Here is a 24,768-nt window from a genome sequence, read left to right on the forward strand (position 1 = left end):
GGTTCCTCTCTGTTTGGTGCATCAGCCTTCGTCGGTGCGGAGGCGGATCAGGTGCCACGACGCGGGCGGCAGCGTGGCGGTGCAGTTCCCGTCGACGACCTCGGTGCCGTCGACGGACCGGGGCACCACCCGGTCCGGGTCGTCCGCGGTGTTCGCCGCGGCCCGGTCGTCGTCGTACAGGGCCAGGTGCTCGACCACACGCAGACCGCGGCCGAACGGGATCTCCAGGTCGACCTTGTCGGTCTCACTCCGGTTCACCACGAAGATCGCGGTCTCGCCGGTGTTCTCGTCGTACGTCGCTGTGCTCCACAGTGCCGGGATGCGGCCGAACGCGGCGGTGTCGATGTCTGGCCCGTCGCCGATCGCGGTCTGCAGAACGGTCGGACCGGCGTACCGGGCCGTGAGCGCGAACGGGTGGAAGATGGTCTGCCGCCACGCCCGGCCGTCCGGCTCGGTCCGGATCGGCGCGATCACGTTGACCAGTTGCGCAAGGCAAGCGATCTTCACCCGGTCGGCATGCCGCAGCAGCGTGATCAGCAGGCTGCCGACCACCACCGCGTCGTCGACGGTGTAGGTGTCCTCGATCAGCGGGCTCACCTCGCGGATGCCGAGGCCGAGCTCGCCGGGGAAGTGCCGCTGGTTCCAGACGTTCCACTCGTCGAACGACAAGGTGATCTCCTTCTCGCTGCGCTTCAGCGCCCTCACGTGGTCGGCGGTCGCGACCACCGCGGAGATCATCCGGTCCATCTCCTCGGCCGCCGCGAGGAAACTGCCCTGATCACCATCGTGCGGTTCGTAGTACGCGTGCAGGCTGATGTGGTCGACCAGGTCGTACGTGCGTTCCAGCACGACCCGCTCCCACTCGCCGAACGTCGGCATCCCGGCGTTGCTCGAACCGCAGGCGACCAGTTCGAGACCGGGCTCGACCCGGCGCATCGCGTTCGCGGTCTCCTCGGCCAGCCGGGCGTACTCCTCGGCGGTCTTGTGGCCGATCTGCCAGGGGCCGTCCATCTCGTTGCCCAGGCACCACACCTTGATGCCGTACGGCGCCTCGTGGCCGTTGGCGAACCGGCGATCGGGCAGCTCCGTGCCGGCCGGGAGGTTGCAGTACTCCAGCAGCTCGACCGCTTCCTTGATCCCGCGGGTGCCGAGGTTGACCGCCCAGATCGGCTCGACGTCCGCCTTGCCGGCCCAGGCGACGAACTCGTCGGTGCCGAACTGGTTCGGCTCGATCGCCCGCCAGGCCAGGTCGAGCCGGCGCGGCCGCTGGTCCTTCGGCCCGACGCCGTCCTCCCAGTCGTAGTTCGAGACGAAGTTGCCACCGGGGTAGCGGATCGTGGTGACACCGAGCTCGCGGACCAGCTCCAGCACGTCCTGGCGGAAGCCGTCCGGGTCGGCGGTCGGGTGGCCGGGCTCGTAGATCCCGGTGTAGACGCAGCGGCCCATGTGCTCGACGAACGAGCCGAACAGGCGCCGGTCGAGCGCACCGACCACGAACGCACGATCCACGACAAGACGTGCCACGAGGCCTCCCGGCGAACGTTTACAACGTTTAACGTGGATGTCTACAACGATTGATATCCGGTGTAAAGGGTTCACCCCCCGCGGGCATGGCACACTCAGGCGACAGGCGGTGACAGGAGGTGCGGATGGCGACCAGGCTGAGCGATGTGGCGGCACGGGCCGGCGTGTCGGTGAAGACCGTGTCGAACGTCATCAACGACTACCCGCACATCACCGCGCACACCCGGGCCAAGGTCGAGGCCGCGATCGCCGCGCTGGACTACAAGCCGAACGTCAGTGCCCGCTCGCTGCGCAAGGGCCGGTCGGACTTCATCGCCCTGGCCATCCCGGAGATGGCCTCGCCGTACTTCGCCGAACTCGGCGCGGCGATCAGCCGGGCGGCGAAGCGGCGGGGCATCACCGTGCTGATCGATCAGACCGAGGGCGAGGCCGCGGCCGAGAAGCTGGTCCTGGACGGGATGCGCGGGCAACTGATCGACGGCATCGTGTTCTCGCCGATCACCACCGCTCCGGCGAAGATCGGCGCGGCCGGTACGGCGAAACCCCTTGTCCTGCTGGGCGAACGGCCCGCCGGTGGAACCTTCGACCATGTCGCGGTCGACTCGGTCCAGGCGTCGTACGACGCGACGACGCACCTGATCTCGATCGGCCGGCGGCGGATCGCGGCGATCGGGGTCGGTGGGGGAGCCGGCACCGGAGCGGTCCGGCGGAAGGGATACCGGAAGGCGTTGAAGGCGGCGGGATTGCCGCATGACCCGGCGCTCGAGCTGGCCGGGACCGGCTATCACCGCGACGACGGCGCGGCCTCGATGCGTGAACTGCTGGCGTTGCCCGAGCGACCGGATGCCGTGTTCTGTTTCAACGACCTGCTCGCGCTCGGCGCGCTGCGGACGCTCGCCGACGCGGGGCTGTCGGTGCCCGACGACGTCGCAGTGGTGGGCTTCGACGACATCGAGGACGGCCGGTACCACTCACCGTCGCTGACCACGATCTCGCCGGACAAGGAGTGGCTGGCGCGCAACGCGGTCGATCTGCTGCTGGAGCGGATCTCCGGCAGCGGTGAGGCCGCGCGCCGCGACCTCACCGTTCCGTACACATTGGAGATCCGCGAGTCGACCGCCGGCTGATCAGCGGCCGGGAAAGCCGGCGAGCTGCTTCGCGAAGGCGACCTGGACCTTCTCGCGGCGGCCGGCCAGGCCGAGGATGGCCTTGCGGACCGGGCGCAGCGGGCGCGGGAGGTTGGCCAGCCGGGTCAGCCGGTGGGCCAGCCCGATCACCCGAACGGCCTCGGCGCGCGAGTTGGTGGCATAGGCGTCGAGCTCCGACTCGTCGTCGCGGGTCAGCGCGACCGAGAGCGCATCGGCCAGCACCATCGCGTCGCGCAGACCGAGGTTCATGCCCTGACCTCCCGCCGGGCTGTGGGTGTGCGCCGCGTCGCCGGCCAGCAGTACCCGCCCGGCGCGGTACTCGTCGGCCACCCGCTCGTGGATCCGGAACCGGGAACCCCAGATCACCTCGGTGACCTTCGGTGCGCTCTTGCGCGGACCACGGCCGACCAGCAACTGCTGCGCGTACGCCGCGTCCGGGTGTTCCGGTGCGTCACCCACCTCCGCAACCAGTCGGAAGCTGCCGTCCGGCAGTGGCGCGACCACGAGCAGTCCGGCGTGGGAGAAGTACAGCGCGACCTCGTCGACCGGCAACCCGCCGTCGACGCGGACGTCGATCAGGCTGCAGGACAACTGCAGCGTGTTGCCCGGCATCCGCAGTCCGGCCAGCTCGCGGACGGTGCTGTTCATGCCGTCGGCGGCAACGACGTACCGCGCCTTGATCACGTCGCCGCTGTCCAGCGTCACCTCGGCGCCGTCCGCGGTCTGGGTCAGGCCGGTGGCCGCGTACGGGCGCAGTACGGAACCTCCGAGCTCCTCGAGCCGCTCCAGCAGGATCCGCTCGGTGAGGTACTGCGGGAGCATCACGATGAACGGGTAGTCGGTCGGCAGGTCGCCGAAGCCGACCGGCACGAGCCGCCGGTCACCATCGCGTACGGCGAAGTCCTCCAGCTCCAGGCCGAGCTCGACCAGGCGCTTGGTGACGCCGATCTGATCCAGCATCTCCAGCGTCCGCGGGTGGATCACGCAGGCCCGGGAGGTGTTCGCCCCCTCGGCCTGCCGATCGACCACCACGACCGAGTGCCCCTGCAGCCGCAAGCCGGCCGCCACCGCGAGCCCGACCGGACCCGCACCCACCACCACGACATCCGCACGCTCCGGAGTCATCGTTGCTCCTTCCGAGGTTTATCAACGCTTGTTGACTTTTACTGTAGGAGTGCCGGGAAGAAAAGTCAACAAGTGTTGGCATATGCTGGGGGCATGGCGGAACGGAAGTCGGATCGGACCCGGGCGGCGATCCTCGCGGCAGCCCGGGAGCGCTTCGGCGCGGACGGGTACGAGCGGGCCACGATCCGGGCGATCGCGGCGGACGCGGCGATCGACCCGGCGATGGTGATGCGGTACTTCGGCACCAAGGAGAAGCTGTTCGCGGCGGCGGCCGAGTTCGATCTCCGCCTACCCGACCTGCGCGACCTGCCACCGGACGAACTGGGTGACGCGCTGGTGCGGCACTTCGTCACCCGGTGGGAGGGCGACGACACGCTTCGGGCGCTCCTGAGGTCATCGGTCACCAACGAGGCCGCGGCCGACCGGATGCGGGACATCTTCGCCGCGCAGCTCGCGCCGACGCTGCGCGCGCTCGCGGTCGAGGAGCCGGGCGTCCGGGCCGGCCTGGTCGCGAGCCAGACCCTCGGCTTCGCGCTCTGCCGCTACATCCTGGAGATCGCGCCGATCGCCACGATGTCCCACGACGAGGTGGTCGCGTGGCTCGGCCCGACCATCACGCGTTACCTGACCTCGTCGCCCTGATCGAGCCAGGCCTGCGTGGCCGGAAGGGCCTCCTCCAGCGGCGGGAGGTGCGGGTGCCACTTGAGTTCCCATTCGAGGGACAGCGGGTAGTCCGTGCCGTCGAGGACCTGCAGTAGGTCCCGGATCGGGTAGTCACCGGCGCCCATCGCGACCGGGCGGTAGTCCTGGCTCGAGTCGCTGTCCTTGATCTGCACGAACTCGATCCACGGCTTCAGCAGTTCGAACGCCTCGGCCGGGGACTCACCGTGCGACCAGGTGTGCGCGCTGTCCCAGATCACCTTGACGTTGTGGCCGGGGACGTCGGTGTCGAGCAGCGTGCACAACGCGGCCATCTTCCGTCCGGCCGAGTGCGAGTCGTGGGTTTCCAGCAGGATCTGCGAGTCCCTGGGAGCGGAGGTCACCCGGTCGAGCGCCCGGATCTCGCCGGCGCTGGGGCCGTCCGTCGTACCGCTGTCGTCATCGCCGGGGAAGACCCGCACGCCGCGAGCGCCGAGGTCGGCCGCGAGTTCCAGGTGGGCCTCGAGCGGCTGGTCCTCGACCGCGCACAGCTTGACGTAGCTGCTGACGGCGAGAATCTCCAGGCCCGCGTCCTCGATCCGGGTCCGCAGTTCACGGCGCTGCGACGTACTCAGACCGGTGTTGGTGAACTCGTCCGGCGCGGTCCGCAGCTCCAGGCCGGAATTATCGTTGCCTTTGGCAAGTTCCAGGACGTGGTCGAGTGGTGCTCCGGGGCAGCCGAGCGTGGAGAAGGCGAATCTCATACCGCTATCAGATCAGACCCAGCGCCGCCGCGGGTGAGTGCGTGGCGTGGTGGGCTGCTCAGGCTCCTGCTCCGGCTGCTGGTGCTGCTCGGGGGTGTAGTACGCCTGCTGCTGGTACTCCGACGGCTGCTGCTCGGCCTGCGAGTAGTCCGGGGTGTACGGCGCCCCGTAGGACTCCGTCGCGTAGTTCGGGCTGTAGGTCTCGTAGGACTCGCTGCTGCCGCTGTACTCCGTGCTGTACTCCGAGCCGCTGTACGACGTCGGGCTGTAGGACTCGTACGACGGCGTCTCGTAGTTGTTGCTCGAGTAGTCCGAGGTCGGGCTGCTGTAGCCGTAGTCGGTCGACTCGTAGTTGCTGGTGCTCGTGTACTCCGAGCTGTACGACGAGTAGTCCGAGGTCGGCTCGTACGACGTCTGGTAGCTCGAGGACGAGTCGTCGTACGACGAGTTGTAGTCCGAGGTGTAGCTGGTCTGCTCCGGCGTGTACGTCGGCTCCGGGCTGTAGGACGGCTCGGGCGTGTACGTCGGCTCCGGCGTGTAGGACGGCTCAGGACCGTACGACGGGACCGGCGGGAGCGGCTTGGACGGGGTCAGGAAGTCGTCCTGTTGCTGCTGCCCCAGGGCGGGTGCCGACGGCTCGTAGTAGCCGGAGGAAGCCGACACATGCGACGACGGCATCGTGTGCGAGGACGGCGCCTGCACCGAGTGCGAGGCGACCGTCGGCTGCTCGATCGCCGACGGGCTGTCCACCGCGACCCGAGCGGCCCGGCGGCCGGCGCGCGCAACTGGCGCGGGCTCAGGCTCGGGTGCGGGTTCGGCCTCCACCGGGGAGGTCGTCTGGGTGAGGTAGTCCGGAGTGCTGTCGTACGTGTAGGGCTCGGAGTAGCTGGCGGCCCAGGACGGCTCCGGCTGGGCCGGCTGCTGCGGCTGGTAGCGGTACGGCTCGGGCTCCACGACGGTCATCGGCGGGGTCTCGTCGCGCCAACTGCTCGGCTGCGAGCCGCTCGACAGCGTGCTGCTCGACAGCGAGTCCTCGCTGCCGGCGCCCAGGTAGTCGTTCCAGCTCGTCCGCGGGGCCGGCTCCGGCTCGTAGCTGGTCTGCTGGGCCTGCTGCTCGTCCCGCCAGGTCTCCACCGGGTTGAACTGCTCGGTCGCCGGGCCGCTGTCGACGTCCTCGTTCTGCCAGCTCTCCACGACCGGGGCGAACGGGCTCCACTTCGGAGCCTCCTCGACGGGCGCGTCACCACCGAACGCGGCGGGCGCTGCCGGACCTGCGGCGAACGGGTTGCCGCCGACCGGGAAGTCGGCCGCGGCCACACCGTCGCCCGGGAAGCCTGCCGGGGGCGCCGGCGGCGCCGCGAACGGGTTGGCGGCCGGCGCGCCGCCGGCCATCTGCAGCTCCCGTCGCCGCGCCGGAGGGAGGGCCGAGGCCGCGATCGGCTCGGAGATGGCGGGCTGCTCGTCGGTGTCGTCGTTCGCGTACGTCGGCACCGCCATCAGCTTCGGCTCGCGCTGGTCCCACCACGGCACCCACTCGCGGGTGGTCTGCATCGTGTTGATCCGGCGAATCACCATCGTCGCCGCGACCGCCGACACCGCGGTCAGCACCAGCGACGCCGTACCGGCCAGGGCGATACCGCGCAGCGACCCGACGGTTGCTTCCATCCACATCAGGAACCGGCGGACGACCACGTCGAACGCGAGTGCGCCGATCCAGGCCACCCACCACACGGACGTGAGAGCGGGAGTCCTGAACCGGCGCAGGTCATCGGCGTACACCGGGGTCTTCGGATCGCTCGCCAGCCAGACGTCGTCGACGATCTGCTTGGGATACCAGAGGTTCGGTCCGGGACAGAACCAACTGGCCAGCACCCAGCCGTGGCTCCGGCGGTGATCGGCCTGGCAGAAGACCTCGGAGTTGACCCGGGCTCGCCACAGCCAGATGACGAAGACGACCGCGGCGGCGACGGAGATGATCACGTTCGGGACCGCGGTGACCTTGGCGATCGCGTCGGCGCGGTTCAGGTCGGCGTCATCGACGTTCGGCATCCCGCCGAGGTAGCGGTGGACGACACCGTAGGTGTTCCAGTCCGACCAGGTGGAGAGCAGGTGGGTGATCGTGGATGCACCGAGCAACCCGATGGCGAGCTTGCCGACCGTCCCTACGTGCTGGAACTCCTCGGCTGCGTGCGGCTGCCAATCTTCCTGATCTGGGGAGGACAAGACAAGGACTGCTGGCTGCGGGTGGCTCACGTCGTGCGTCCCTCGCGTTGCTGGAACTCCGTCTGTTCGGCGTCTCGGCCAAATCCTGCCCCCGCATGACCGAGCCACATTGATACCACGAAGTAGGTACGCGTGTGCAGTCGGTCCCAGCACAGAGGGTATCGACTTAACCTGTTCTTTTCGTGCGCCCATCACCTCTTGTAACGAGGCATTCGACCCTGCGTGACGGTTTGGTTTACCGCGCAGGAGGTTGGAAGCCGGTCTGCTGCTGGCCGGCCGCCCACCACGGCACCCACGGCCGCCGCGTCTGCAGCTCGTCGATCCGCTGGATCAGGACCACCCCGAGAACGGCGGCCGCGGTCGTGAACAGGGCAGAGATGCTGGACAGGATCACGTTCGTCCGCAACTGCCCGACCTCGGTCGCGCCGCCGAGGACGCCGCGCTGCACCACGTTGCCGGTCACCAGTCCGGCCACCCAGGTCAGCCACCAGGCCCACACCAACCGGGTGCCGGGAATCGTCTTCAGCGACACCGTCTGCGGCGGGGTCCGCGGATCGCTGGCGGCGACGATGTCGTCGACCACCTGCTTGGGGTACCAGAGGTTCACCACCGGGCAGATCCAGCTCCCGAGCACCCACCCCCGGGTGAACCGGTGCTCGCCGCGGCAGAACATCTCCGCGTTCCACCGGACCCGCCACAGCCAGACGATGAACACCACCGCGGCCGCCAGCAGCGCCAGCGCCGCGACGATGCCGAGCGAACCGGAGATCAGGTCCGCCTCGGCCAGCTGATCGGGGTCCTCGCCGTACTTCTTCAGCGTCTGGAACGAGTACCAGTCGGACCAGGCGGTGGCCCAGGTGGTCGCCGTGACCACACCGATCAGGATCGACGCGGCCAGCCCCATCGCGCGCTCGGAGCTGAACCAGCGGTCCAGCGGCGGCTGCTGCGCCTGGCTCGGCATGGATCAGAAATAGCACAACACCGCGTGACCGGGCGAGGACATCACGTCGCGGACCCGCTGGTGTCGGTATCCGTCGTAATTCCGCCGGAAACTGTCGGTGCCGGGCGCGAGGATGGTCGGTATGCGCTGGTCCGTGGTCGACTCACCCATCGGCGACCTGTCCCTGGCCGTCGACGAGACCGGGCTGTGCCGGCTGCACTTCGGTCGCGCCGACCGGCCCCTCGCAACCGATCCGCTGCTGACCGAGACCCAGGAGCAGTTGAAGGCGTACTTCGCCGGTGAGCTGCAGGAGTTCACCGTGCCACTCTCGGTCCGCGGCGGCTCCGAGTTCGAGCGCGCCGTCTGGGCGCAGCTCCGCCGGATCCCGTACGGCGAGATGCAGACGTACGGCGAGGTCGCCAAGATCGTCGGGGACGCGGGTGCCGCCCGGGCCGTCGGCACCGCCTGCAACCGGAACCCGATCGCCGTCGTGATGCCCTGCCACCGGGTCGTCGGTGCCGGCGGCAAGATGGTCGGCTTCGGCGGCGGGATCCCGCTGAAACGCCACCTGCTCGAGCTCGAGGCACGGATCACTCTCGAGACGCTGTGGACCTGACGATCAGGCACACACCCGGCACGCTGCGAAACCTGACGAAGATCTGACACCGGGCGACGCGTGCGAAAGCGCGGTGAGGGCTACTGGAGGACTACCGTTGCTAACAGCGATCGGATCGTCACGTTTGAAGCGAGCGATTCAGTCGCCACCAACCCTGCCCCGGAAGACGCATAGATGACCAAAACCCGCTCCACCGCACACCTCCACCCCGACCTGAGCGCACTGATGGACAAGAGTGCCGAGGAGTGGTCCGCGCCTGAGATCCAGAACGCGGCCCGCTCGGCCCTGCAACTGCACGCCCCCGACCGCGAACCACTGACCTGGGTCAAGCGCTTCGGCATCCTGCCCTGGCTGCACCGCAACGATGCCGTCTGCCTGCACTGCGGCGGCACCTACCCGTGCATCACGCACCGCTATGCCACCCAACTCCTGTCGGCCGGCCGCTACACCATGACCAAGCCGGACCACGACGACGAGTACGACGAGCAGGGTGACCAGCACGACCACGACCAGGATCCGCGACCGAACTGACGCCGTACGCGCAAGGCGCCGTCAGCAAACGAAGGCCGCGAACCCCAGCCGGGGATCGCGGCCTTCGCCGTTGCGGTGTGTCGGGTCAGGAGTCGGACGGCTTCGGGCTGCTCGTCTTCCGCGGAGTGGCCGCCTTCTTCGTGGTGCCGTTGGCCGCTGCGTTCACCTCGGTGTCATCGGTCTTCGCCTCAGCCGGCTTGGCGGGCTCCGGCTTCGACTCGACCTTCGGACCGTCGGTCTTGGGCGACTCGGTCTTCGGCGCCTCGGTCTTCGCCGTGTCCGTCTTGGCGGTGTCCGTCCTGGCCGTGTCGGTCTTGGCCGTGTCCGTCTTGCCGTTCGAGGACGCGGCGGTGTCCGGACGGGACGTCGTACCGGCCGGGGCGGAGCTGTAGTCGCGGCCGCTCGTCGGGGTCGACTGCCAGGCCGGCTCCGGCGGGGTCAGCAGCTTCTTCACGGCCGCCGCCGCCAGGGCCCCGAAGCCCAGGAACAGCACGACCTTGCGGAGCCTGTGGCTCTTCTTCTTCGGCGCGTCGATCTCACCGTTGAGCGCGGCCTTGGTGGCCCTGCCCCGGCGTGAGGTCTCCTGCACGACCGGCTCGGCCGCGGCCGCCAGCGACGCCAGCGCGGCGGTCACCTTCGGCAGCACGTCGTCGTTGAACCGCTCGCGTGCCTTCTCGGCGGCCTGCTCGGTGGCCGGGCCGACCTTGGCCAGCGCGTCGTCGATCACCGGGCTCGCCTTCTCCACCGCGACTCCGGCGTAGTGGGCGCCGCGCTCGACGGCCTTCTCGGCGTACGGCGACACCTTCTCCCGTGCGGTGCCCACGGCCGGCCCGAGGTGCTCGCGGACCTGGCCGACAGCCGGCCCGATCTTCTCCGATGCTGACTCGGCGAATGGCTTGACCCGGTCCTTCGCAGTCTCCACCCTGCCCTTGGTCTTCCTCGAACCCACGATTCCCTCCTCGGTGCCGTCCGTCCCGGACGGCGTTCCGGCCCATCGGCGACATGGACGCTGTGCTGGTACGGATCTGGACATTTCCGCTCTGGTTTGCATCGTACGACGTACTCAGCCGACAAACCGGCCTACCAGTACCCACTACCGGCCGGTTCGATCACACTCCGGCCAGCCGCTCCGCCTCCGGTTGGACTCACATGACAGGATCGAGGGGTAAGCCGTTTCTGATGAGGAGTGAACACCCGTGGCCGAAGAGCTGTACGCGACCCTGCAGACGACGAAGGGTGACGTCGTCATCAGGCTGTTCCCCAACCAGGCGCCGAAGACGGTCAGCAACTTCGTCGGTCTGGCCGAGGGCACCAAGGAATGGACCGACCCGCAGACCGGCGCGCCGAGCACCGCGCGGTTCTACGACGGCCTGACCTTCCACCGGGTGATCGACGGATTCATGATCCAGGGCGGCTGCCCGCTCGGCACCGGCACCGGCTCCCCGGGGTACTCGTTCGACGACGAGATCCACCCGGAGCTGCAGTTCGACCGGCCGTACCTGCTCGCGATGGCGAACGCCGGTATCCAGTTCGGCCGCGGCACCAACGGCTCGCAGTTCTTCGTGACCGTCGTCCCGACGCCGCACCTGAACCGCAAGCACACGATCTTCGGTGAGGTCGCCGACGACGAGTCGAAGAAAGTCGTCGACGCGATCGCGACCGCGAAGACGGCCCCCGGCGACCGGCCGATCGAGCCGATCGTGATCAACAGCGTCACCATCGAACGCAAGAACGCCTGATTTCCGCGTGGGGCCGGGCTCGGTGCCCGGCCCACGCGCCTCTTGGGAGGAACCACCCGCGTGACCGAGACCGTTTGCTACCGGCACCCGGATCGGCCCGCCGGGGTCCGGTGCCAGCGCTGTGACCGGCCGATCTGCCCGGACTGCATGAACAGCGCCTCCGTCGGCTTCCAGTGCCCGAGTTGCTTCAACGAAGGCGTGAAGTCGGTTCCGCGCACCCGGACGTCGCTCGGCGGCGTTGCCCGCGTCAACGGGCAGATCGTCACGATCGTGATCGTGGTGCTCAACGTGCTGGTCTTTATCGCCGTGCGCACCGGCAGCAGCCGGGTCGTCAACGACCTGGTGCTGGTCCCGTTCCTGGTGGATTCCGAGCCGTGGCGGCTGCTCACGTCGGCCTTCACCCACGTGCAGATCTTCCACATCTTCTCGAACCTGTTCATGCTCTACCAGCTCGGTCCGCCGCTGGAGCAGATGCTCGGCCGGCTCCGGTTCTCGATCCTCTACCTGCTGTCCGCCCTCGGCGGCAGCGTGGCGGTGTGGATCCTGGCCTCCCCGGTCTCGGCGACGCTCGGCGCGTCCGGCGCCGTACTGGGTCTGGTCGGCGCGCTGCTGGTGGTCAGCCGGGCCCGCGGCCTGGACGTCACCTGGATCATCGCCTATGTGGCGATCACCGCGGTCATCTCGTTCACCATCCCGAACATCTCCTGGGAAGGCCACCTCGGCGGGTTCCTCACCGGCGCGGCCATCGGGTGGATCTTCGTCCAGATCACCAAACACCGCCGCAGCAAAGCCCGCACCTAGTCGGCCGTGTGCTCGGTCCGGCGCGGGCCGAACTCCTCCTGGTCGTGGTCGACCGGGCGGCCGTCGAGGTGCCAGCTCCAGGTGGTCGTCGGCGTGATCCGCAGGTACGTGCCGTCGCCGAAGCGGCCGTCGCGGGTGACGACCTCGGCCGTGCCGTAGACGCGGAGGAAGCGCGGCGACCACGGGTTGGTCGAGACCAGGTCGTCGATGACCAGCGCCACCTGTGCGTGGCCGGCTTCGACGTTGCGGACCTTGCGCGTCTTCGCCGGGTCGACCCCGCCGACGTAGAAGTAGTGGCCGTCGTACTCGAAGCCGACCGGAACGACGTCCGGCTGGCCGTCGGGGCCGACGGTGGCGAGCCGGGCCAGCGGCTGGGACCTCAGGTACGCCAGTTCCTCTGTCGTGAATGCCATACCTGCTAAAGTACAACGATCGTTGTAACTAAGCCAGGAGACGCCATGGCACGGGCCGGGAAGCGGCAGGAGGTGCTGGCCGGCGCGTTGACCGTGTTCGCGCGGGACGGGTACGCGCGGGCGAGCATCGACGTCATCGCGGCCGAGGCGTGCGTCTCGAGCCGCACGCTCTACAACCACTTCGGCGACAAGGCCGGGCTGTTCCGGGCGGTCATCCAGGAGAGCGCGACGCGGGTCGCCGCCGCCCAGCTCGAGATCATCGAGCAGCACCTCGGTCACGTCACCGACCTCGAGGCCGACCTGGTTGCCTTCGGCATCCACTGGCGTACGCCGATGCCGGACTACGCCGAGCACTCGGCGCTGGTCCGCCAGGTCAACGCCGAGGCCGGCCACATCCCCCAGGAGGCCGTCGACGCCTGGCAGGAAGCCGGACCTCTCGCCGTACGACGTGCGCTCGCCGAGCGACTGGCCGGCTTCGCAGCCGATGGACTACTGCGGATCGACGATCCGATGCGGGCGGCTCTGCACTTCTCCCTCCTCGTCTCCGGCGCCAACCCGTCGTACCGCGGCGGACCGATGACGCCGGACGAGATCACCGAGGCCGTCACCACCGGCGTCCACGCCTTCCTGCACGGGTACACCGGCTGACCCGTTCAATCCGCAACTAAATGGCCTAGGCCACAACTTTCCTTCGGTTCGATGAATCCGGATGACAGGCGGGCCCGGATGCTCGTCTAATCAGGTGACGTCCCGACGGGGGACCACATCGGTAAGGACATCCACATGAGCCCACGCGCAGTGGACAAACGGGCCCGCCCGGGCAACGAGCGGTATCTGCCGCCGCCGTCAACGCAGCAGCAGGCAAGCGTCGCCGAACTCGTGCCAGAGGTAGTGCTCGTTCAGGGCGGCGGAGTAGGCACGCTGGACGGCGTCGGGGCCGGCGACCGACTCCAGCAGGAGGAGATGCGAGGCCTCCGGGGCGTGCATCCCCGTGATCAGGCCGTCGACGACGCGGGACGGGTGATCCGGGCCGAGGACAAGATCCGTCCAGCCGTTTGACCGGGTGACCGTGCCGTCGGAGGTGACGGCTGACTCGATGGCTCGGACTGCGGTCGTGCCGACGGCGATCACGCGACCGCCGTTGGCCCTGACCCAGTTGACGAGACGGGCGGTGTGCTCGGGTACGTCGTACCGCTCGGGCAGCGGAGGTTCGTGGCTCTCCAGGGACGAGACACCACAGTGCAACAGGATCGGTGCGATCAGTACGCCCTGCGCTGCCAGGTGACTCACCAGCTCGAAGCTGAACGGCCTTGCGGCGCTGGGTATCTCCGCACTACCGGGCTCACGGGCGAAGACGGTCTGGTACGACGCCAGTGGCCAACGCCGCCCGACGTAGCTGTAACTGATCGGCCTGCCGTGACGAGCCAGATAGCCGAGCACATCGGGCACCGGCGGCTTGGCACGCCATAGACGGTTGGACTCCGATTGGTACGGCGCCAGCAGCGTCAGCACACCCTCGGGCATCTCCACCTGGTCGCCCGCCGTACCTCCGAGCATCGGTGAGCGGGCGGCGCGCAGTTCGACGACCCAGGTGCCGTCGTCGAGCGCGGTGGAGAAGTGCACGACGACAGGGGCCACACCGGCGCCGGTGATCCACGAGCCATCCACAGCTGCGGGCAGCGTGCCGGAAGTGTTGACCAGCAGCAGGTCACCCGGCCGCAGATGCTCGCCGATCCGGTCGAATCGGGTGTGCGTGATGGTCGACCCCTCCGCGACCAGCAGCCTCACCTGATCCCGCGAGAGCCCTCTGGCCTCGGGTGGTTCGGAAGCGTTCAGCGAATCGGGCAGGACGAATCGGGTCTGTGGATGGACCGTCACGGCGCCACCGCCGCGGCGAAGTCGGCTGCTCGGTAGCGACCACTCGCCGGCCGGCTGTCCAGCAGTCGCAAGAACGCCGGTACGACGGTCGCCGGCTCAGGTCGGTCCGAGATGTCCTCACCGGGGAACGCGGCCTGATGCATCGCCGTCCGGAGGTCGCCCGGATCGACGGCGTAAACAGCAAGCGAGGGGTGCTCGGCGGCCAGCACTCGGCTGGCGTGGTCGAGTGCAGCCTTGGCCGAGCCATAGCCGCCCCAGCCTTCGTACGCCTCGACCGCGGCGTCGGAGCTGATGTTGAGCAGCACACCGGATGCTGTCGTGAGTGCGGGCAGCAGTGCCTGGGCCAGCGCGATCGGCGCGACCACGTCGACCTCATAGACACGGCGCAGTTCGTCGAGGTCTGCGGCACCCAACTGCTGCAGGGGACTCGGGCCGAGATAGCTGGCGTTGTTGACCAGTAGGTCGAGCCGGCCGAGCTCGGTGACGGCATCGACCAGGTCGGCACGGTGTTCGGGATCGGTGACGTCGCCCGCGAGCGGGACCACGTCGGTGCGGCCGGCCAGCGCGTCGGCCGCGTCCTTGAGGGCGTCGGCGCCGCGGGCGTCGATCACCAGCGCCCAGCCGCGGTCGGCCAGGCCGTGCGCCAGCGCGAGTCCGAGGCCGGCGGATGCGCCGGTGACGAGAGCGACAGGACGGTTGGCGGATTCAGGTGTCATGTCCGTCACTGTCATACTTCAAGTCGACTTCAGGTCAAGAGGATCCCTGGGTTGAGGACGTGGTCGGGGTCGAGCACGTGCTTGACGGCCTGGAGCGCTTCGACTGCCAGCGGTCCGATCTCGTCCGTGTACGCCTCTCGATGGTCGGTGCCCACACCGTGGTGGTGGCTGATCGTGCCACCGGCCACCGCGATCGCCCGGCTTGCTGCGGCTTTCGCCGTACGCCATTGGCCGACGGGATCGCCGGTCTGCGCGGAGATGACGGTGAAGTAGAGAGAGGCCCCTGTTTCGTAGACATGCGAGACATGGCACAGCACGAGCGGCGGAGCGCCTTGGTCAGTCAGTGACCTCACGAGTGCGTCCGTCACGGCGGCCTTCAGTGCGGGCACCTTCGACCAGAAGGCGGCGGTCTCGAGCGTCTCGACCAACGCACCTTCGTCCAGCAAGGGATCCCGCAGGTACGGCGCCCGGTAGCGGCCGACCCGCCAGGTCTCGCCGGGCCCTTCGCCGAGGTTCTGCCCGCCGGCTGCGGTCAGCACATCTGCCGTCGCCTGTTGGTACGGACCGTCGAACCCGACGATCGCCAGTACGCCGCCCGTCCCACCGCCGAGCACGTCCGGATCCGCCAGGTTCACCGCGGTCTCCGCTTCGTCGGACAACCGCAGTACGGTCGGCAACGGCCCGTCCTGCGCCAGCCGCCTGATCGCGGTCAACCCCGCCTCGAAGTTCTCGAACCGCCAGCCCTCGAAGTGCCGCTCGGTGGGCCGCGGCCGGATCCGTACGACGACCGACGTGATGATCCCGAACGCGCCTTCGGACCCGAGCACCAACTGACGCAGATCCGGACCGGCCGCGGACATCGGCGCCCGGCCGAGCTCCACGGTCCCGCGCGGAGTCGCCAGCGTCAGCCCGACAACCATCTGATCGAACCGCCCGTACCCGGCCGAGGACTGCCCACTCGACCGCGCGGCCGCATAGCCGCCGATGCTCGCGCCCTCGTAGGACTGTGGAAAGTGGCCCAGGGTGTAGCCGCGGGCAGCGAGCAGCGCCTCCGCCGCCGGACCCCGTACACCGGCCTGCAGCGTGGCGGTCCGCGACACCTCGTCGATCTCGACCAGTTGGTCCAGCCGCCGCAGGTCCACGGTGACGAAGCGCCGCGAGGCCGCCAGTCCTCCCACCACCGACGTACCGCCGGAGTACGGCACCACCGCCAGGTCGTGGTCCGAGCAAGCCGCCAGCACTGCCAGCACCTCGTCGTGGCTCCCTGGGTACACCACCGCGTCCGGCATGTCCGACGTGTCGCCGGCGCGGTGCCGCAGCAGGTCCGGAGTCGAATAGCCACGCGTGTGCGCCCACCGGGAGTCCAGGTCGGTCGTTACGTGCTCCGCTCCCACTACTCCGGCCAGGAAGCTCAGCTGTGTGGCCGTCAGCCCGGGCCGGTCCACCGGCTCCACGGGACCTGTGGCGGGCCGTCGTACGCCGAGATGCTTCAACGCATCCACCGCCGCGGCGGGCAGGTCGACGGGGTGGGCCGGATCGCCCCAGCGTCCCGGCGTGAGTTGCACAACAGGGAGGTCCGATTCGGTCAAGGTGGGCTCCCTTTCGGTGCACCTGCGAGGTAGCGTCCGTGGGAGGTGGAACCCCCTGGCTCCCACCTCCCACGGACAGTTCCGGGACGGCAGCGTCGCTGATACACTCTGACGTGTGATGTCTCAGCGTAGCAGCGACTCGGTGTCAGACCCAGGGCCGGAGACCAGCGCGCGTCCGGCGCCCGCGAACGCGATCGGCGAGGAACGGATCCTGGACGCGGCCTACGAGCTGCTGCTGGCGATCGGGATGCGCCGGATGACGATGGCCGACATCGCCCGGCACGCCGAGGTTTCCCGCGCCACGCTCTACCGCCGCTGGCCGAACGTGCAGGCTGTGGTCGCGGCCCTGATGACCCGGGAGTGGACCACCGCGCTGATGTCGGCGTTCCAGCCGGACGCGGCCGACGGCCGGTCCCGGCTCGTCGAGGGCGTGGTCGAGGTGGTCGCGAAGACCCGGGTGCACCCGCTGATGCGCAAGATCATCGAGCTCGACCCGGAGTTCCTCACGCCGTACCTGCTCGAGCGCCGTGGCAGCAGCACGGTCGCGCACCTGGCGCTGGTCGAGGAGGGCATCAAGGCCGGGCAGGCGGACGGCTCGATCCGGACCGGCGACCCGATGTGGCTCGCCCGGCAGATCATCCTCGTCTCGCTGGCCTCGGCGGTGTCCGGGCCGGTGATGGCCGCGAAGGACGAGTACCCAATGCTCGACGAGCAGCTCCGGGAGATGCTCACCAGGTACCTGGCGCCATGATCGACCGGGGCGGCGGGGCGGGGAAGGCCTTCAATACCGTCGGCAACGCCAGCTTGAACGCGACTCGCCGTACCCGCGAACTGGACTGGCTGGACACGACCGGCAAGGTCGACGTGCTGGTCATCGGCGGCGGGGTGACCGGTGCCGGCGTCGCTCTGGACGCCGCCGCCCGCGGACTGTCCGTCGCTCTGGTGGAGAAGCATGATCTGGCGTTCGGCACCAGCCGGTGGAGCTCGAAGCTGGTGCATGGAGGCCTGCGCTACCTGGTGTCGGGCCATGTCGGCATCGCGTACGAGAGCGCGGTCGAGCGCGGCATCCTGATGAAGACGACCGCGCCGCATCTGGTCCATCCGGTCCCGCAGGTCGCACCATGGTTGCCGCAGGCAAAGTTCGCGCAGGCGGCGCTACTGCGCGGCGCGTTCCTCGGCGGCGACATCCTGCGCACGTTCGCGCGGACCAGCGACGACTACCTGCCGCACTCGCGCCGGGTCAGCTCGGCGGAGATCCTGCGATACGCGCCGACGCTGCGTCCGGACGGCATGCGCGGCGGCTTCCTGACCTGGGACGGGCAATTGTACGACGACGCGCGGTTGGTGATCGCGATCGCGCGGACCGCGGCGCAGTACGGCGCTCGCGTGCTCACCCGGGTCGCGGCGACAGAGGTGACCGGGCGAGGCGCCGTACTGGTCGACCAGTTGACCGGGCACCGGCTGCAGGTGGACGCGTCGGCGGTGATCAACGCAACCGGGATCTGGGCCGATCAGGTTGCCTCTGGCATCAAACTGCGTCCGAGCCGGGGGACGCATCTGGTCTTCCCCCAGTCCGCGTTCGGCGGGCTGTCCGCCGTCCTGACCGTGCCGGTGCCGGGTCAGTTGCGCCGGGTCGTGATGGCGATCCCGGCGCCGGACGACCGGGTGTACGTCGGGCTGACTGACGAGGACGCGCCCGGTCCGGTGAGCGACGTACCGCGGGCAACCGAGGCGGAGATCGACTTCCTGCTGGACACGATCAGCTATGCGGTGCGGACGCCGCTGACCCGGGCCGATCTGCTCGGGACATACGCCGGACTCCGGCCGCTGCTCGACACCGGGCACCACAACGGTGAGCACAAGACCGCGGACATCTCCCGCCGGCACGCGGTGATCACCGGTTCGGACGGGCTGGTGACGATCGTCGGCGGGAAGCTCACGACGTACCGGCGGATGGCGCAGGATGCGCTCGACACGGCGCTCGACCAGTCCGATCTCGCGGTACGACGGCCGTGCCTGACGCACCGGATCCCGCTGGTGGGGGCTGCCGACCGGGTCCGGTTGGCCGCCGTACGAGCACCGTCGCGGTTCGTCCAGCGGTACGGCGTGGAGGCGCCGGAGGTGATCGCGGGGGCGCCGACCATGCTGGAGCCGATCGCGCCCGGGCTGCGGACGACGTACGCCGAGTTGCTGTTCGCGGTTCGCCATGAAGGGGCGCTGACGGAGGACGACGTACTGGACCGGCGGACGCGGATCGGGCTGTCCGCGGCGGACCGGGAGCTGGCGCTGCCTGCGGTCCGGGAGGCGTTCGCGGCGGTCTGACGTTGTCTCTGGACGCGACAGGTTGAACGCTCCCACCGCTGGGTTAGCTTGGCTGGGGGAGGTGAGCACATGTCGCAGCCGTGGCCGTACGCATATCCGCATCAACCGGGGCCTTACACCCCGCCGCCGGCGCCGCCGAAGTACCGGCCGCTGCGGCGGATCGCGCAGGTCAGCATCGTGCTGATGGGGCTGACCGCGGTCGCCGCGGTGATCCAGTCGGTCCTGCTCTGGCGCTCGTACGACGACGTGAAGCGGTTCGTGTACGGCTTGCTCTCCGAGGAGGAGATCGACCGGGGTGCTCGATCGGTCGCCGGCAGCGGCCCACTGCTCGACCTGGTCGGCTACCTGCTGATCGGCACGGCCATCACCTTCATCCTGTGGCTCTGGCAGGCCCGTGAGAACACCGACTTCATCACCTCGCCGTTCGGTCCGAAGCCGTCGGCCCTGCGCCCGCACCGGCTCGTGCAGGGCTGGGTGATCGGCTCGTGGTTCTGCCCGATCGTGCAGTTCTGGTACCCGCTGCGGATCGTCGAGGACGTCGCCGCCGCGAGCGAGCCGCGGGACCAGCCGGGTGCGTCCCGAACCGGCGAGGTGCGCGGGCTGCTGTACGGCTGGTGGGCGGCGTGGACCGGGTTCTGGGTGATCCTGATCGGCGGCGGCGGGATCGCGCTGATCGGCTTCATCGTGTGGATCGTCCGCCTGGTCGACGCCGCCGATGCCGCCGACGCGACCGGTGAGTACGTCGATATCTACGACCTGCAGGACTTCATGGTCCGGGTCGCGCTGGGCGTCACCATCGGCTTCACCGTGGCGACGGTCCTGCTCATTGCGGCGGGGGTGGCCTCATCACTGCTGCTGCTCCGCGTCAGCCGGTGGCAGCACGACCAGGTCGCCGTACCGCCGGTTGCCGTGGCGCCACCGCCCCCTCCGCAGTACGCGCCGCGGTACACCAACCCGGGTCCGACGTTCCCTTCCTACCGACCGCCGTCCTAGAGCCCGACTCTAGAGTCGACACAGTACGGCGGTGGCGTCGTCGTACCGCTTGCCGCGGAACGTGTCCGGGTGCGCTGCCTCGTCGTACTTCCAGACGCGGTCGACCAGCGTTGCCGGTCCTTCCGTCTCGAGCACCTCGAGGAGGTCCTCCCACGAGCGCCCGTAGCGCTCGACGTACCGCGCCGCTCCGTCACTCAGTACGGCGATCAGCTCGACGTCGGCGCGATCCGTCGTACCGGTGAGTGCCTCGTACGCCGCCTTCGGCTCGGTGCTCGCGGCCCAGAACCCACCGGGCTGGTTGCGGAGCCGGCGGACGGCCTCGAACGTGTACTCGGGCAGGAGATCGACGCGGTTGTCGCTGTGGACGGTGATCGCTCCGTCCGGGGCCCGCACGACCAGAGGTGAATCGGCGAGGACCAGGTGTTCGACGTGGTCCGACCCGGCGCGGAACATCGCGACTGTCGAGGACGGACTGTCCGGGTTCGTGAGGTCACAGGTGCCGGCGTGCACGGCACAGACCGCCGCGATCGCGTCGGCCAGCAGCTCGGGCAGCGGCGCGGACGATTGCGAGAGGAGCGGTACGGCGAGCTGGCGGGCCAGCTGCGCGACCAGCCAGGCGACCGTGTGCCGGCAGCCGGAGTCGATGCCTTGCCCGGCAGTCGCACCATCGAGCACGACGGCGAAGTCAGGTCCGGTCAGCACGAGGTCCTCGTTCATTGCGGGCGGTCGCCGATCCGGCGCGGGCAGACTGATCGAGCGGATCTCCACCCAGCCATTCTCCCTTCCCATCCGGCCGACCCCGGGCTAGGTCTGGGCGGCCCAGCTGTCGGTGAGCGACTGGTCGAGGGAGATCTTCGGCGACCAGCCGAGGTGCTTGCCGATCAGGGCGGTGTCGGCCTGCTGCCAGGCGACCGCCGGCGTCCCGTCGTGGATGTCCTCGACGATCCGGGCCGGCTGACCGCTCAGCTCGAACAACTGACCGGCGACGTCCCGCGCCAGCACCGCCCGCCCGGTCCCGACGTTCAGCACCGGCGGCACCTTGACGTCGGTGAGCGCGACCGCGACCACCGCCTCAGCCACATCCCGCACATCGACGAAGTCCCGCCAGACGTCCAGCGACCCGACCTCGATCAACTGCCGGCCGCGGAGATCCCGGATGACCCGGCCCGTGAGCGTGCTCTCCGGCGCACCAGGCCCGATCACGTCGAAGATCCGGAGTACGACGGCATCCGCGCCGTTGCGCTGGGCGCGAAGGACCAGTTCTCAGGCCGTACGGGCCGGCCGGGCGGGGCTCGCCCTGTTCGTCCTGGCTGGTCCCGTGCGATGCGCCGCCGTACTCGGCGGCCGAGCCGAGCTGGACGAAGCGGGCGTGGCTGGCGTTGTCCCGGACCGAGGCGAGCAGGGCCTCGACGGCCGTCACGTTCGCGCGGACCAGGGTGGCCGGCTCACCCAGCGTGGCGCCGGCTGCGTTGATGACCACAGTGGGCTTGTACATGCCGATCTGCGTGTCCAGCGCATAGGAGTGCATCGTGGCCAGGTCGCACAGCCGGTGTGGCTCACCCCGGCTCCGGCTCAGACCGCGGTGCTCCACCCCACGGTCGGCGAGCAGTGCGCAGATCCTGGCGCCGAGGAAACCTCCCGCGCCGAACACCATCACCCGCTCAGCTCCGGTCACGCTTCCATCGTGCGGCCCGTATTTGTCGGTGGGCTGAACGTTGGCCCTCGTCACCATCACAACTACGTCGTGGATATCTCGGCGTACACGGGTGTCGGTATGGCGTGGCAGGGTGGGGGGCTCCGGCGAGCGGGTGGAGGGTGAGCGATGGCAGACCGAGGGCACGTGGCGGTGCCGACGGAGTCGACGATCCGGGACTGGGACGACGCCGATCCGTCCGGGCAGACGTACGAGCGGGTGCTGTTCATCGACAGCGACTTCACCGAGATGGAGAACCGGGGCGGGACCTTCCAGGAGTGCACGTTCCGCGGCGTCAGGTTCAACGCCTCCACCCACACGGACGCGGCGTTCGTGAACTGCACCTTCGTCCGGTGCTCGCTGTTCGACGCCACGTTCACCGGGTGCAAGCTGCTCGGCAGCTTCTTCGACGACTGCACCTACAACCTGCTGAAGGTGTCGGGTGGGGACTGGTCGTTCGCCGGGCTGCCGGGTGAGGATCTGCGCGGGACCGAGTTCACCGGAGCGAAGTTCCGTGAGGCGGACCTGACCGGCGTACGGGCCGCGAAGGCGGCGCTGCGGGATCTCGACCTGTCGGGGGCGTCGCTGCATCGGGCCGACTTCACCGGGGCCGACCTGCGCGGATCGGACCTGTCCACGCTGGATCCGCTCACGGTCGAGCTAAGGGACGCGCGGGTGGACATCACCCAGGCGATGGTCATCGCGACCTCCCTTGGGCTGGACGTACGCCCCTGAGCCTGTGGATATCTCCGCGTAGTTGCGCAGTTATCCCCCGTTTTCATCCACAGCCTGTGGATAAGTATCCGGAGTATCGTCACCGGGCCCGAGCCGCCGCCCGGAAGCCGTTGGGTGGTTTCGCCACCGGGATCGGCCGCGGGACGAGCCGGCCGCGGCGGTGGCGGGCCGGTTGGCGCCCGCGGACGTCATCGCGGCATGCTCGACGACGTACGGACCGGTGACGAGGCGGCTCGGGCGGGTCAGCGTCCGCAGGCCGGCGACCAGACCGACACCGGCGAAGGTGCCGAGCGTGTTCGCGATCAGGTCATGCACTTGGCAGGAGCGCCCGAGCTGCGGGATCAGCGCCTGAACCGCCTCCACCGACGCGGACAGCCCGATACCGGCCGCGATTCCGTCGACCGGACGTCCGCTGGCGAGCGCCAGCATTCCGGCTGCCGGCACGAACAGCAGGACGTTGAGCAGGCCCTGGAGCGAGGTGAGGCCGCCGGTGGTGGCCAGCTGTGTTCCGCACTGGCCCAGGCTCGCCAGCCGGTGCGCGGTCGGGCTGAGCGTCGCCGCCGGGACCAGAGCGAGCGCCGCCTGCAGGCAGAAGGCGGCCAGCCGAGGGACCAGATCCCCCGGCCGCCGCAACGACGAGAGCGCGACCGGCAGTGCCATGCCGGTCAGCACGAGCCAGGTGTCCAGTAGGTGTGGGATGCCGCGATAAGTCTCGAGCACTCGTCGGACCCTCCGTGGTCGACCGGCTGACTCGAACGCTTTCTCGTCGATCTCTTCCACATCAGACGATCTGTCGTCCGATCCCACGCTCGCCAGAGGGGTTCGGACATCTGCACGCACCCGCAAACAGTCCGTGACAATCCGAGCACAAACTGTCACGGAAGGAAGGTGCTCTAGGCAACGATCATTTGCTCCACGCCCGTCGGCGGCCCGCTCGCGGTGGAGCGGGGATCAACCGATCGCTGAGTGAGCGCGGTGAACGACGCGGCGTACAACCGCGGTCTCCTGAAGCCTCCGGGTCAACGGCGGTGTTGGGCGACGGCGGTGGCCGTCGCTTCTTCACCGTCGGCGGTGAGGCCGGTGATCACCCCGTCGACGTCCGCCTCCGGCCGGTTCTGGCTGAGCTTGAACTTCGCCTCGATCCGCTTGATCGCGATCTCCACGCCGACGATCGCCCGCAACTGCCCGCTCACGAACTTCTCCGGGGCATCGTCCACCGACCACGGCTCCGCCCGGCCCGCCTCGTGCAGATCGGACAGCCGCCGTACGACGTTCTCGACCCAGGCCGGATCGTCGTACACGGTCATCGTCCCGTGCACGTGGGCGGTGATGTAGTTCCAGGTCGGGACCACTCGGCCGTGTTCGCGTTTGGAGGCGTACCAGGCCGGCGAGACATACGCGTCCGGCCCGCGCACGATCACCAGCGCGTCTCCGAGCACGGGCTGCTGCCAGTGGTCGTTGTTGCGGGCGAAGTGGCCGAGCAGGACGTTCCTCGAGCGGTCGTAGATGAACGGCAGCATGGTCGCCACCAGTCCGTCCGGGGTCATGGTCACCAGGTCGGCGGCTCGGTGGCGGGCGAGCAGTTCGTGCACCGCCTCGTCGTCGGCGGCGAAGTGCGCGGGAACGTACATGCAGGGATCCTTGTCGATGGCGAACAGCCCCAGTCTCCCTGGCGCCGGCCGCCCGGCGACAGGTCCATTCCGGTCAGGCTTCGCCCAGGCCACTCAGTGCAGGACTTCGTGTGTCCATTCGGCTCGCGGTTGGATGTGCAGTCGCCAGTACTGCTCGGCGATGCCGTCCGGGTCCCACGCCCCACCGGGTGCAACCCCTCCGGCGACCGTGACGGTGGCCGCGTGCACCCCCAAGGCGCCGTACTGCTGGTCGAGCAGGGTCACCAGCGTGCGTACGCCGGCCTTGCCCAGAGACAGGCTGGCGTAGTCCGGCTTCGGCTCGGGCATCCCGCCGGTGATGATGAACGTGCCGCTGCCCCGCTCCGCCATCGCCGGAATGACATGCGCCGCGGTGGTGATCGCTCCGCCCACGTTGACCGCCCATGCGTCCAGGTGTTCGCGGGCGGTCAGCTCGCCGACCGCGTCCGACCGGATGATCGCGGCGTTGTAGACGACCACGTCCGGTACGCCGTACTCCTCGGTCGCTCGATCGAGCGCGGCCCGCAGGCCGGCCTCGTCCGTGCTGTCAGCCGTCGCCGTGAACACCTCGGCACCGGCGAGCGCATCGGCCGCGACCTTGAGCGTCTGCTCGGACCGCGCGATCAGCGCGGCGCTCATTCCCTCCCGGACGAACCGCTTCGCCACCGCGAGGCCGATCCCCGGCCCGACTCCGACAATCAGTACTCCTGCCATGCCTGGACCGTACGAC

The 24,768-nt window shown here is 69.3% G+C and carries 26 protein-coding genes and 1 pseudogene; 11 read left to right on the forward strand and 16 right to left on the reverse strand.

What is annotated here, in order from left to right:
* Positions 1 to 21: 21 nt before the first annotated feature.
* The gene (locus AB0I34_RS02220) at positions 22 to 1,524 is read right to left on the reverse strand and encodes an alpha-N-arabinofuranosidase (protein WP_360437944.1); all 1,503 of its coding nucleotides are present in this window, start codon (positions 1,522 to 1,524) and stop codon (positions 22 to 24) included.
* 125 nt (positions 1,525 to 1,649) lie between these two features.
* Here AB0I34_RS02220 and AB0I34_RS02225 point away from each other — a divergent pair, with 125 nt between their 5' ends.
* Positions 1,650 to 2,651: a LacI family DNA-binding transcriptional regulator gene (locus tag AB0I34_RS02225; protein WP_360437947.1), complete on the forward strand. Its 1,002-nt coding sequence runs from the start codon at positions 1,650 to 1,652 to the stop codon at positions 2,649 to 2,651.
* Here the strand turns inward: AB0I34_RS02225 and AB0I34_RS02230 are convergent, their stop codons facing one another.
* A complete protein-coding gene (locus AB0I34_RS02230) occupies positions 2,652 to 3,797 on the reverse strand; it encodes an NAD(P)/FAD-dependent oxidoreductase (protein ID WP_360437950.1) in 1,146 nt (381 codons plus the stop codon).
* Between the two features lie 93 nt (positions 3,798 to 3,890).
* Between AB0I34_RS02230 and AB0I34_RS02235 the strand changes: the two genes are divergently transcribed.
* Positions 3,891 to 4,439, forward strand: coding sequence for a TetR family transcriptional regulator (locus tag AB0I34_RS02235; protein ID WP_360437953.1), 549 nt, complete (start codon positions 3,891 to 3,893; stop codon positions 4,437 to 4,439).
* Here AB0I34_RS02235 and AB0I34_RS02240 read toward each other — a convergent pair.
* From AB0I34_RS02240 to AB0I34_RS02250, 3 genes are all read right to left on the reverse strand, one after another.
* Positions 4,418 to 5,200 (reverse strand): sugar phosphate isomerase/epimerase, encoded by a 783-nt coding sequence (locus AB0I34_RS02240; protein ID WP_360437956.1) that lies wholly within the window; start codon positions 5,198 to 5,200, stop codon positions 4,418 to 4,420. The genes AB0I34_RS02235 and AB0I34_RS02240 overlap by 22 nt on opposite strands.
* 12 nt (positions 5,201 to 5,212) lie before the next feature.
* A complete protein-coding gene (locus AB0I34_RS02245; protein ID WP_360437959.1) occupies positions 5,213 to 7,423 on the reverse strand; it encodes a DUF4328 domain-containing protein in 2,211 nt (736 codons plus the stop codon).
* 235 nt (positions 7,424 to 7,658) lie between these two features.
* On the reverse strand, positions 7,659 to 8,384 hold the full coding sequence (locus AB0I34_RS02250; RefSeq protein ID WP_360437962.1) for a DUF4328 domain-containing protein: 726 nt from the start codon (positions 8,382 to 8,384) through the stop codon (positions 7,659 to 7,661).
* 121 nt (positions 8,385 to 8,505) lie between these two features.
* Here AB0I34_RS02250 and AB0I34_RS02255 point away from each other — a divergent pair, with 121 nt between their 5' ends.
* A complete protein-coding gene (locus tag AB0I34_RS02255; protein ID WP_360437965.1) occupies positions 8,506 to 8,979 on the forward strand; it encodes a methylated-DNA--[protein]-cysteine S-methyltransferase in 474 nt (157 codons plus the stop codon).
* 174 nt (positions 8,980 to 9,153) lie between these two features.
* Complete coding sequence (locus AB0I34_RS02260; protein ID WP_360437968.1) at positions 9,154 to 9,510, forward strand: hypothetical protein; 357 nt, start codon at positions 9,154 to 9,156, stop codon at positions 9,508 to 9,510.
* A gap of 85 nt (positions 9,511 to 9,595) precedes the next feature.
* Here the strand turns inward: AB0I34_RS02260 and AB0I34_RS02265 are convergent, their stop codons facing one another.
* On the reverse strand, positions 9,596 to 10,459 hold the full coding sequence (locus tag AB0I34_RS02265) for a hypothetical protein (RefSeq protein ID WP_360437971.1): 864 nt from the start codon (positions 10,457 to 10,459) through the stop codon (positions 9,596 to 9,598).
* Between the two features lie 259 nt (positions 10,460 to 10,718).
* Here AB0I34_RS02265 and AB0I34_RS02270 point away from each other — a divergent pair, with 259 nt between their 5' ends.
* Positions 10,719 to 11,249: a peptidylprolyl isomerase gene (locus AB0I34_RS02270; RefSeq protein ID WP_165553567.1), complete on the forward strand. Its 531-nt coding sequence runs from the start codon at positions 10,719 to 10,721 to the stop codon at positions 11,247 to 11,249.
* Positions 11,250 to 11,309: 60 nt separating this feature from the next.
* Positions 11,310 to 12,050, forward strand: a complete 741-nt coding sequence (locus AB0I34_RS02275) for a rhomboid family intramembrane serine protease (protein ID WP_360437974.1) — start codon at positions 11,310 to 11,312, stop codon at positions 12,048 to 12,050.
* Here the strand turns inward: AB0I34_RS02275 and AB0I34_RS02280 are convergent.
* Positions 12,047 to 12,463 (reverse strand): PPOX class F420-dependent oxidoreductase, encoded by a 417-nt coding sequence (locus AB0I34_RS02280; RefSeq protein WP_360437977.1) that lies wholly within the window; start codon positions 12,461 to 12,463, stop codon positions 12,047 to 12,049. The genes AB0I34_RS02275 and AB0I34_RS02280 overlap by 4 nt on opposite strands.
* A 45-nt stretch (positions 12,464 to 12,508) precedes the next feature.
* Here AB0I34_RS02280 and AB0I34_RS02285 point away from each other — a divergent pair, with 45 nt between their 5' ends.
* The gene (locus AB0I34_RS02285; protein ID WP_360437980.1) at positions 12,509 to 13,111 is read left to right on the forward strand and encodes a TetR/AcrR family transcriptional regulator; all 603 of its coding nucleotides are present in this window, start codon (positions 12,509 to 12,511) and stop codon (positions 13,109 to 13,111) included.
* A 198-nt stretch (positions 13,112 to 13,309) separates the two neighbouring features.
* Here AB0I34_RS02285 and AB0I34_RS02290 read toward each other — a convergent pair whose 3' ends face one another.
* From AB0I34_RS02290 to AB0I34_RS02300, 3 genes are read right to left on the reverse strand one after another with little or no spacing between them, the layout of a single operon-like run.
* Complete coding sequence (locus AB0I34_RS02290; RefSeq protein ID WP_360437983.1) at positions 13,310 to 14,341, reverse strand: S-adenosylmethionine:tRNA ribosyltransferase-isomerase; 1,032 nt, start codon at positions 14,339 to 14,341, stop codon at positions 13,310 to 13,312.
* Positions 14,338 to 15,057, reverse strand: a complete 720-nt coding sequence (locus AB0I34_RS02295; protein ID WP_360437986.1) for an SDR family oxidoreductase — start codon at positions 15,055 to 15,057, stop codon at positions 14,338 to 14,340. Before AB0I34_RS02295 ends, AB0I34_RS02290 begins: the two co-directional genes overlap by 4 nt.
* 29 nt (positions 15,058 to 15,086) lie before the next feature.
* Positions 15,087 to 16,646 carry an FAD-binding oxidoreductase gene (locus AB0I34_RS02300; RefSeq protein WP_360437989.1) on the reverse strand — a complete coding sequence of 520 codons (1,560 nt, stop codon included), beginning with the start codon at positions 16,644 to 16,646 and terminating at the stop codon, positions 15,087 to 15,089.
* A gap of 118 nt (positions 16,647 to 16,764) precedes the next feature.
* On the opposite strand from AB0I34_RS02300, the gene AB0I34_RS02305 reads away from it, so the two are divergent.
* The 3 genes from AB0I34_RS02305 to AB0I34_RS02315 all read left to right on the forward strand — a co-directional run bounded on the left by AB0I34_RS02305 (position 16,765) and on the right by AB0I34_RS02315 (position 19,961).
* On the forward strand, positions 16,765 to 17,397 hold the full coding sequence (locus AB0I34_RS02305; protein WP_360437991.1) for a helix-turn-helix domain-containing protein: 633 nt from the start codon (positions 16,765 to 16,767) through the stop codon (positions 17,395 to 17,397).
* Complete coding sequence (locus AB0I34_RS02310; RefSeq protein WP_360437994.1) at positions 17,394 to 18,968, forward strand: glycerol-3-phosphate dehydrogenase/oxidase; 1,575 nt, start codon at positions 17,394 to 17,396, stop codon at positions 18,966 to 18,968. Before AB0I34_RS02305 ends, AB0I34_RS02310 begins: the two co-directional genes overlap by 4 nt.
* Before the next feature lie 69 nt (positions 18,969 to 19,037).
* Complete coding sequence (locus AB0I34_RS02315) at positions 19,038 to 19,961, forward strand: DUF4328 domain-containing protein (protein WP_360437997.1); 924 nt, start codon at positions 19,038 to 19,040, stop codon at positions 19,959 to 19,961.
* Positions 19,962 to 19,970: 9 nt separating this feature from the next.
* Here the strand turns inward: AB0I34_RS02315 and AB0I34_RS02320 are convergent, their stop codons facing one another.
* The 3 genes and pseudogenes from AB0I34_RS02320 to AB0I34_RS02330 all read right to left on the reverse strand — a co-directional run.
* Complete coding sequence (locus AB0I34_RS02320) at positions 19,971 to 20,750, reverse strand: protein phosphatase 2C domain-containing protein (RefSeq protein ID WP_360438000.1); 780 nt, start codon at positions 20,748 to 20,750, stop codon at positions 19,971 to 19,973.
* Between the two features lie 15 nt (positions 20,751 to 20,765).
* Entirely contained in the window at positions 20,766 to 21,164 is a 399-nt protein-coding gene (locus tag AB0I34_RS02325) for an NAD-dependent epimerase/dehydratase family protein (protein WP_360438003.1), read from the reverse strand.
* A gap of 121 nt (positions 21,165 to 21,285) precedes the next feature.
* Positions 21,286 to 21,693 (reverse strand): annotated as a pseudogene (locus AB0I34_RS02330) (NAD-dependent epimerase/dehydratase family protein); the annotation flags it as partial.
* Between the two features lie 90 nt (positions 21,694 to 21,783).
* On the opposite strand from AB0I34_RS02330, the gene AB0I34_RS02335 reads away from it, so the two are divergent.
* Positions 21,784 to 22,389: a pentapeptide repeat-containing protein gene (locus tag AB0I34_RS02335; RefSeq protein ID WP_360438006.1), complete on the forward strand. Its 606-nt coding sequence runs from the start codon at positions 21,784 to 21,786 to the stop codon at positions 22,387 to 22,389.
* Between the two features lie 30 nt (positions 22,390 to 22,419).
* Here the strand turns inward: AB0I34_RS02335 and AB0I34_RS02340 are convergent, their stop codons facing one another.
* From AB0I34_RS02340 to AB0I34_RS02350, 3 genes are all read right to left on the reverse strand, one after another.
* Positions 22,420 to 23,109: a VanZ family protein gene (locus tag AB0I34_RS02340; RefSeq protein ID WP_360438008.1), complete on the reverse strand. Its 690-nt coding sequence runs from the start codon at positions 23,107 to 23,109 to the stop codon at positions 22,420 to 22,422.
* Positions 23,110 to 23,408: 299 nt separating this feature from the next.
* Complete coding sequence (locus AB0I34_RS02345) at positions 23,409 to 24,020, reverse strand: FMN-binding negative transcriptional regulator (protein ID WP_360438011.1); 612 nt, start codon at positions 24,018 to 24,020, stop codon at positions 23,409 to 23,411.
* A gap of 93 nt (positions 24,021 to 24,113) precedes the next feature.
* A complete protein-coding gene (locus AB0I34_RS02350) occupies positions 24,114 to 24,752 on the reverse strand; it encodes an SDR family NAD(P)-dependent oxidoreductase (RefSeq protein WP_360438014.1) in 639 nt (212 codons plus the stop codon).
* Between the last annotated feature and the right edge of the window lie 16 nt (positions 24,753 to 24,768).

The sequence above is a fragment of the Kribbella sp. NPDC050281 genome (assembly GCF_040655855.1).
In the GTDB taxonomy this organism is placed as follows: domain Bacteria; phylum Actinomycetota; class Actinomycetes; order Propionibacteriales; family Kribbellaceae; genus Kribbella.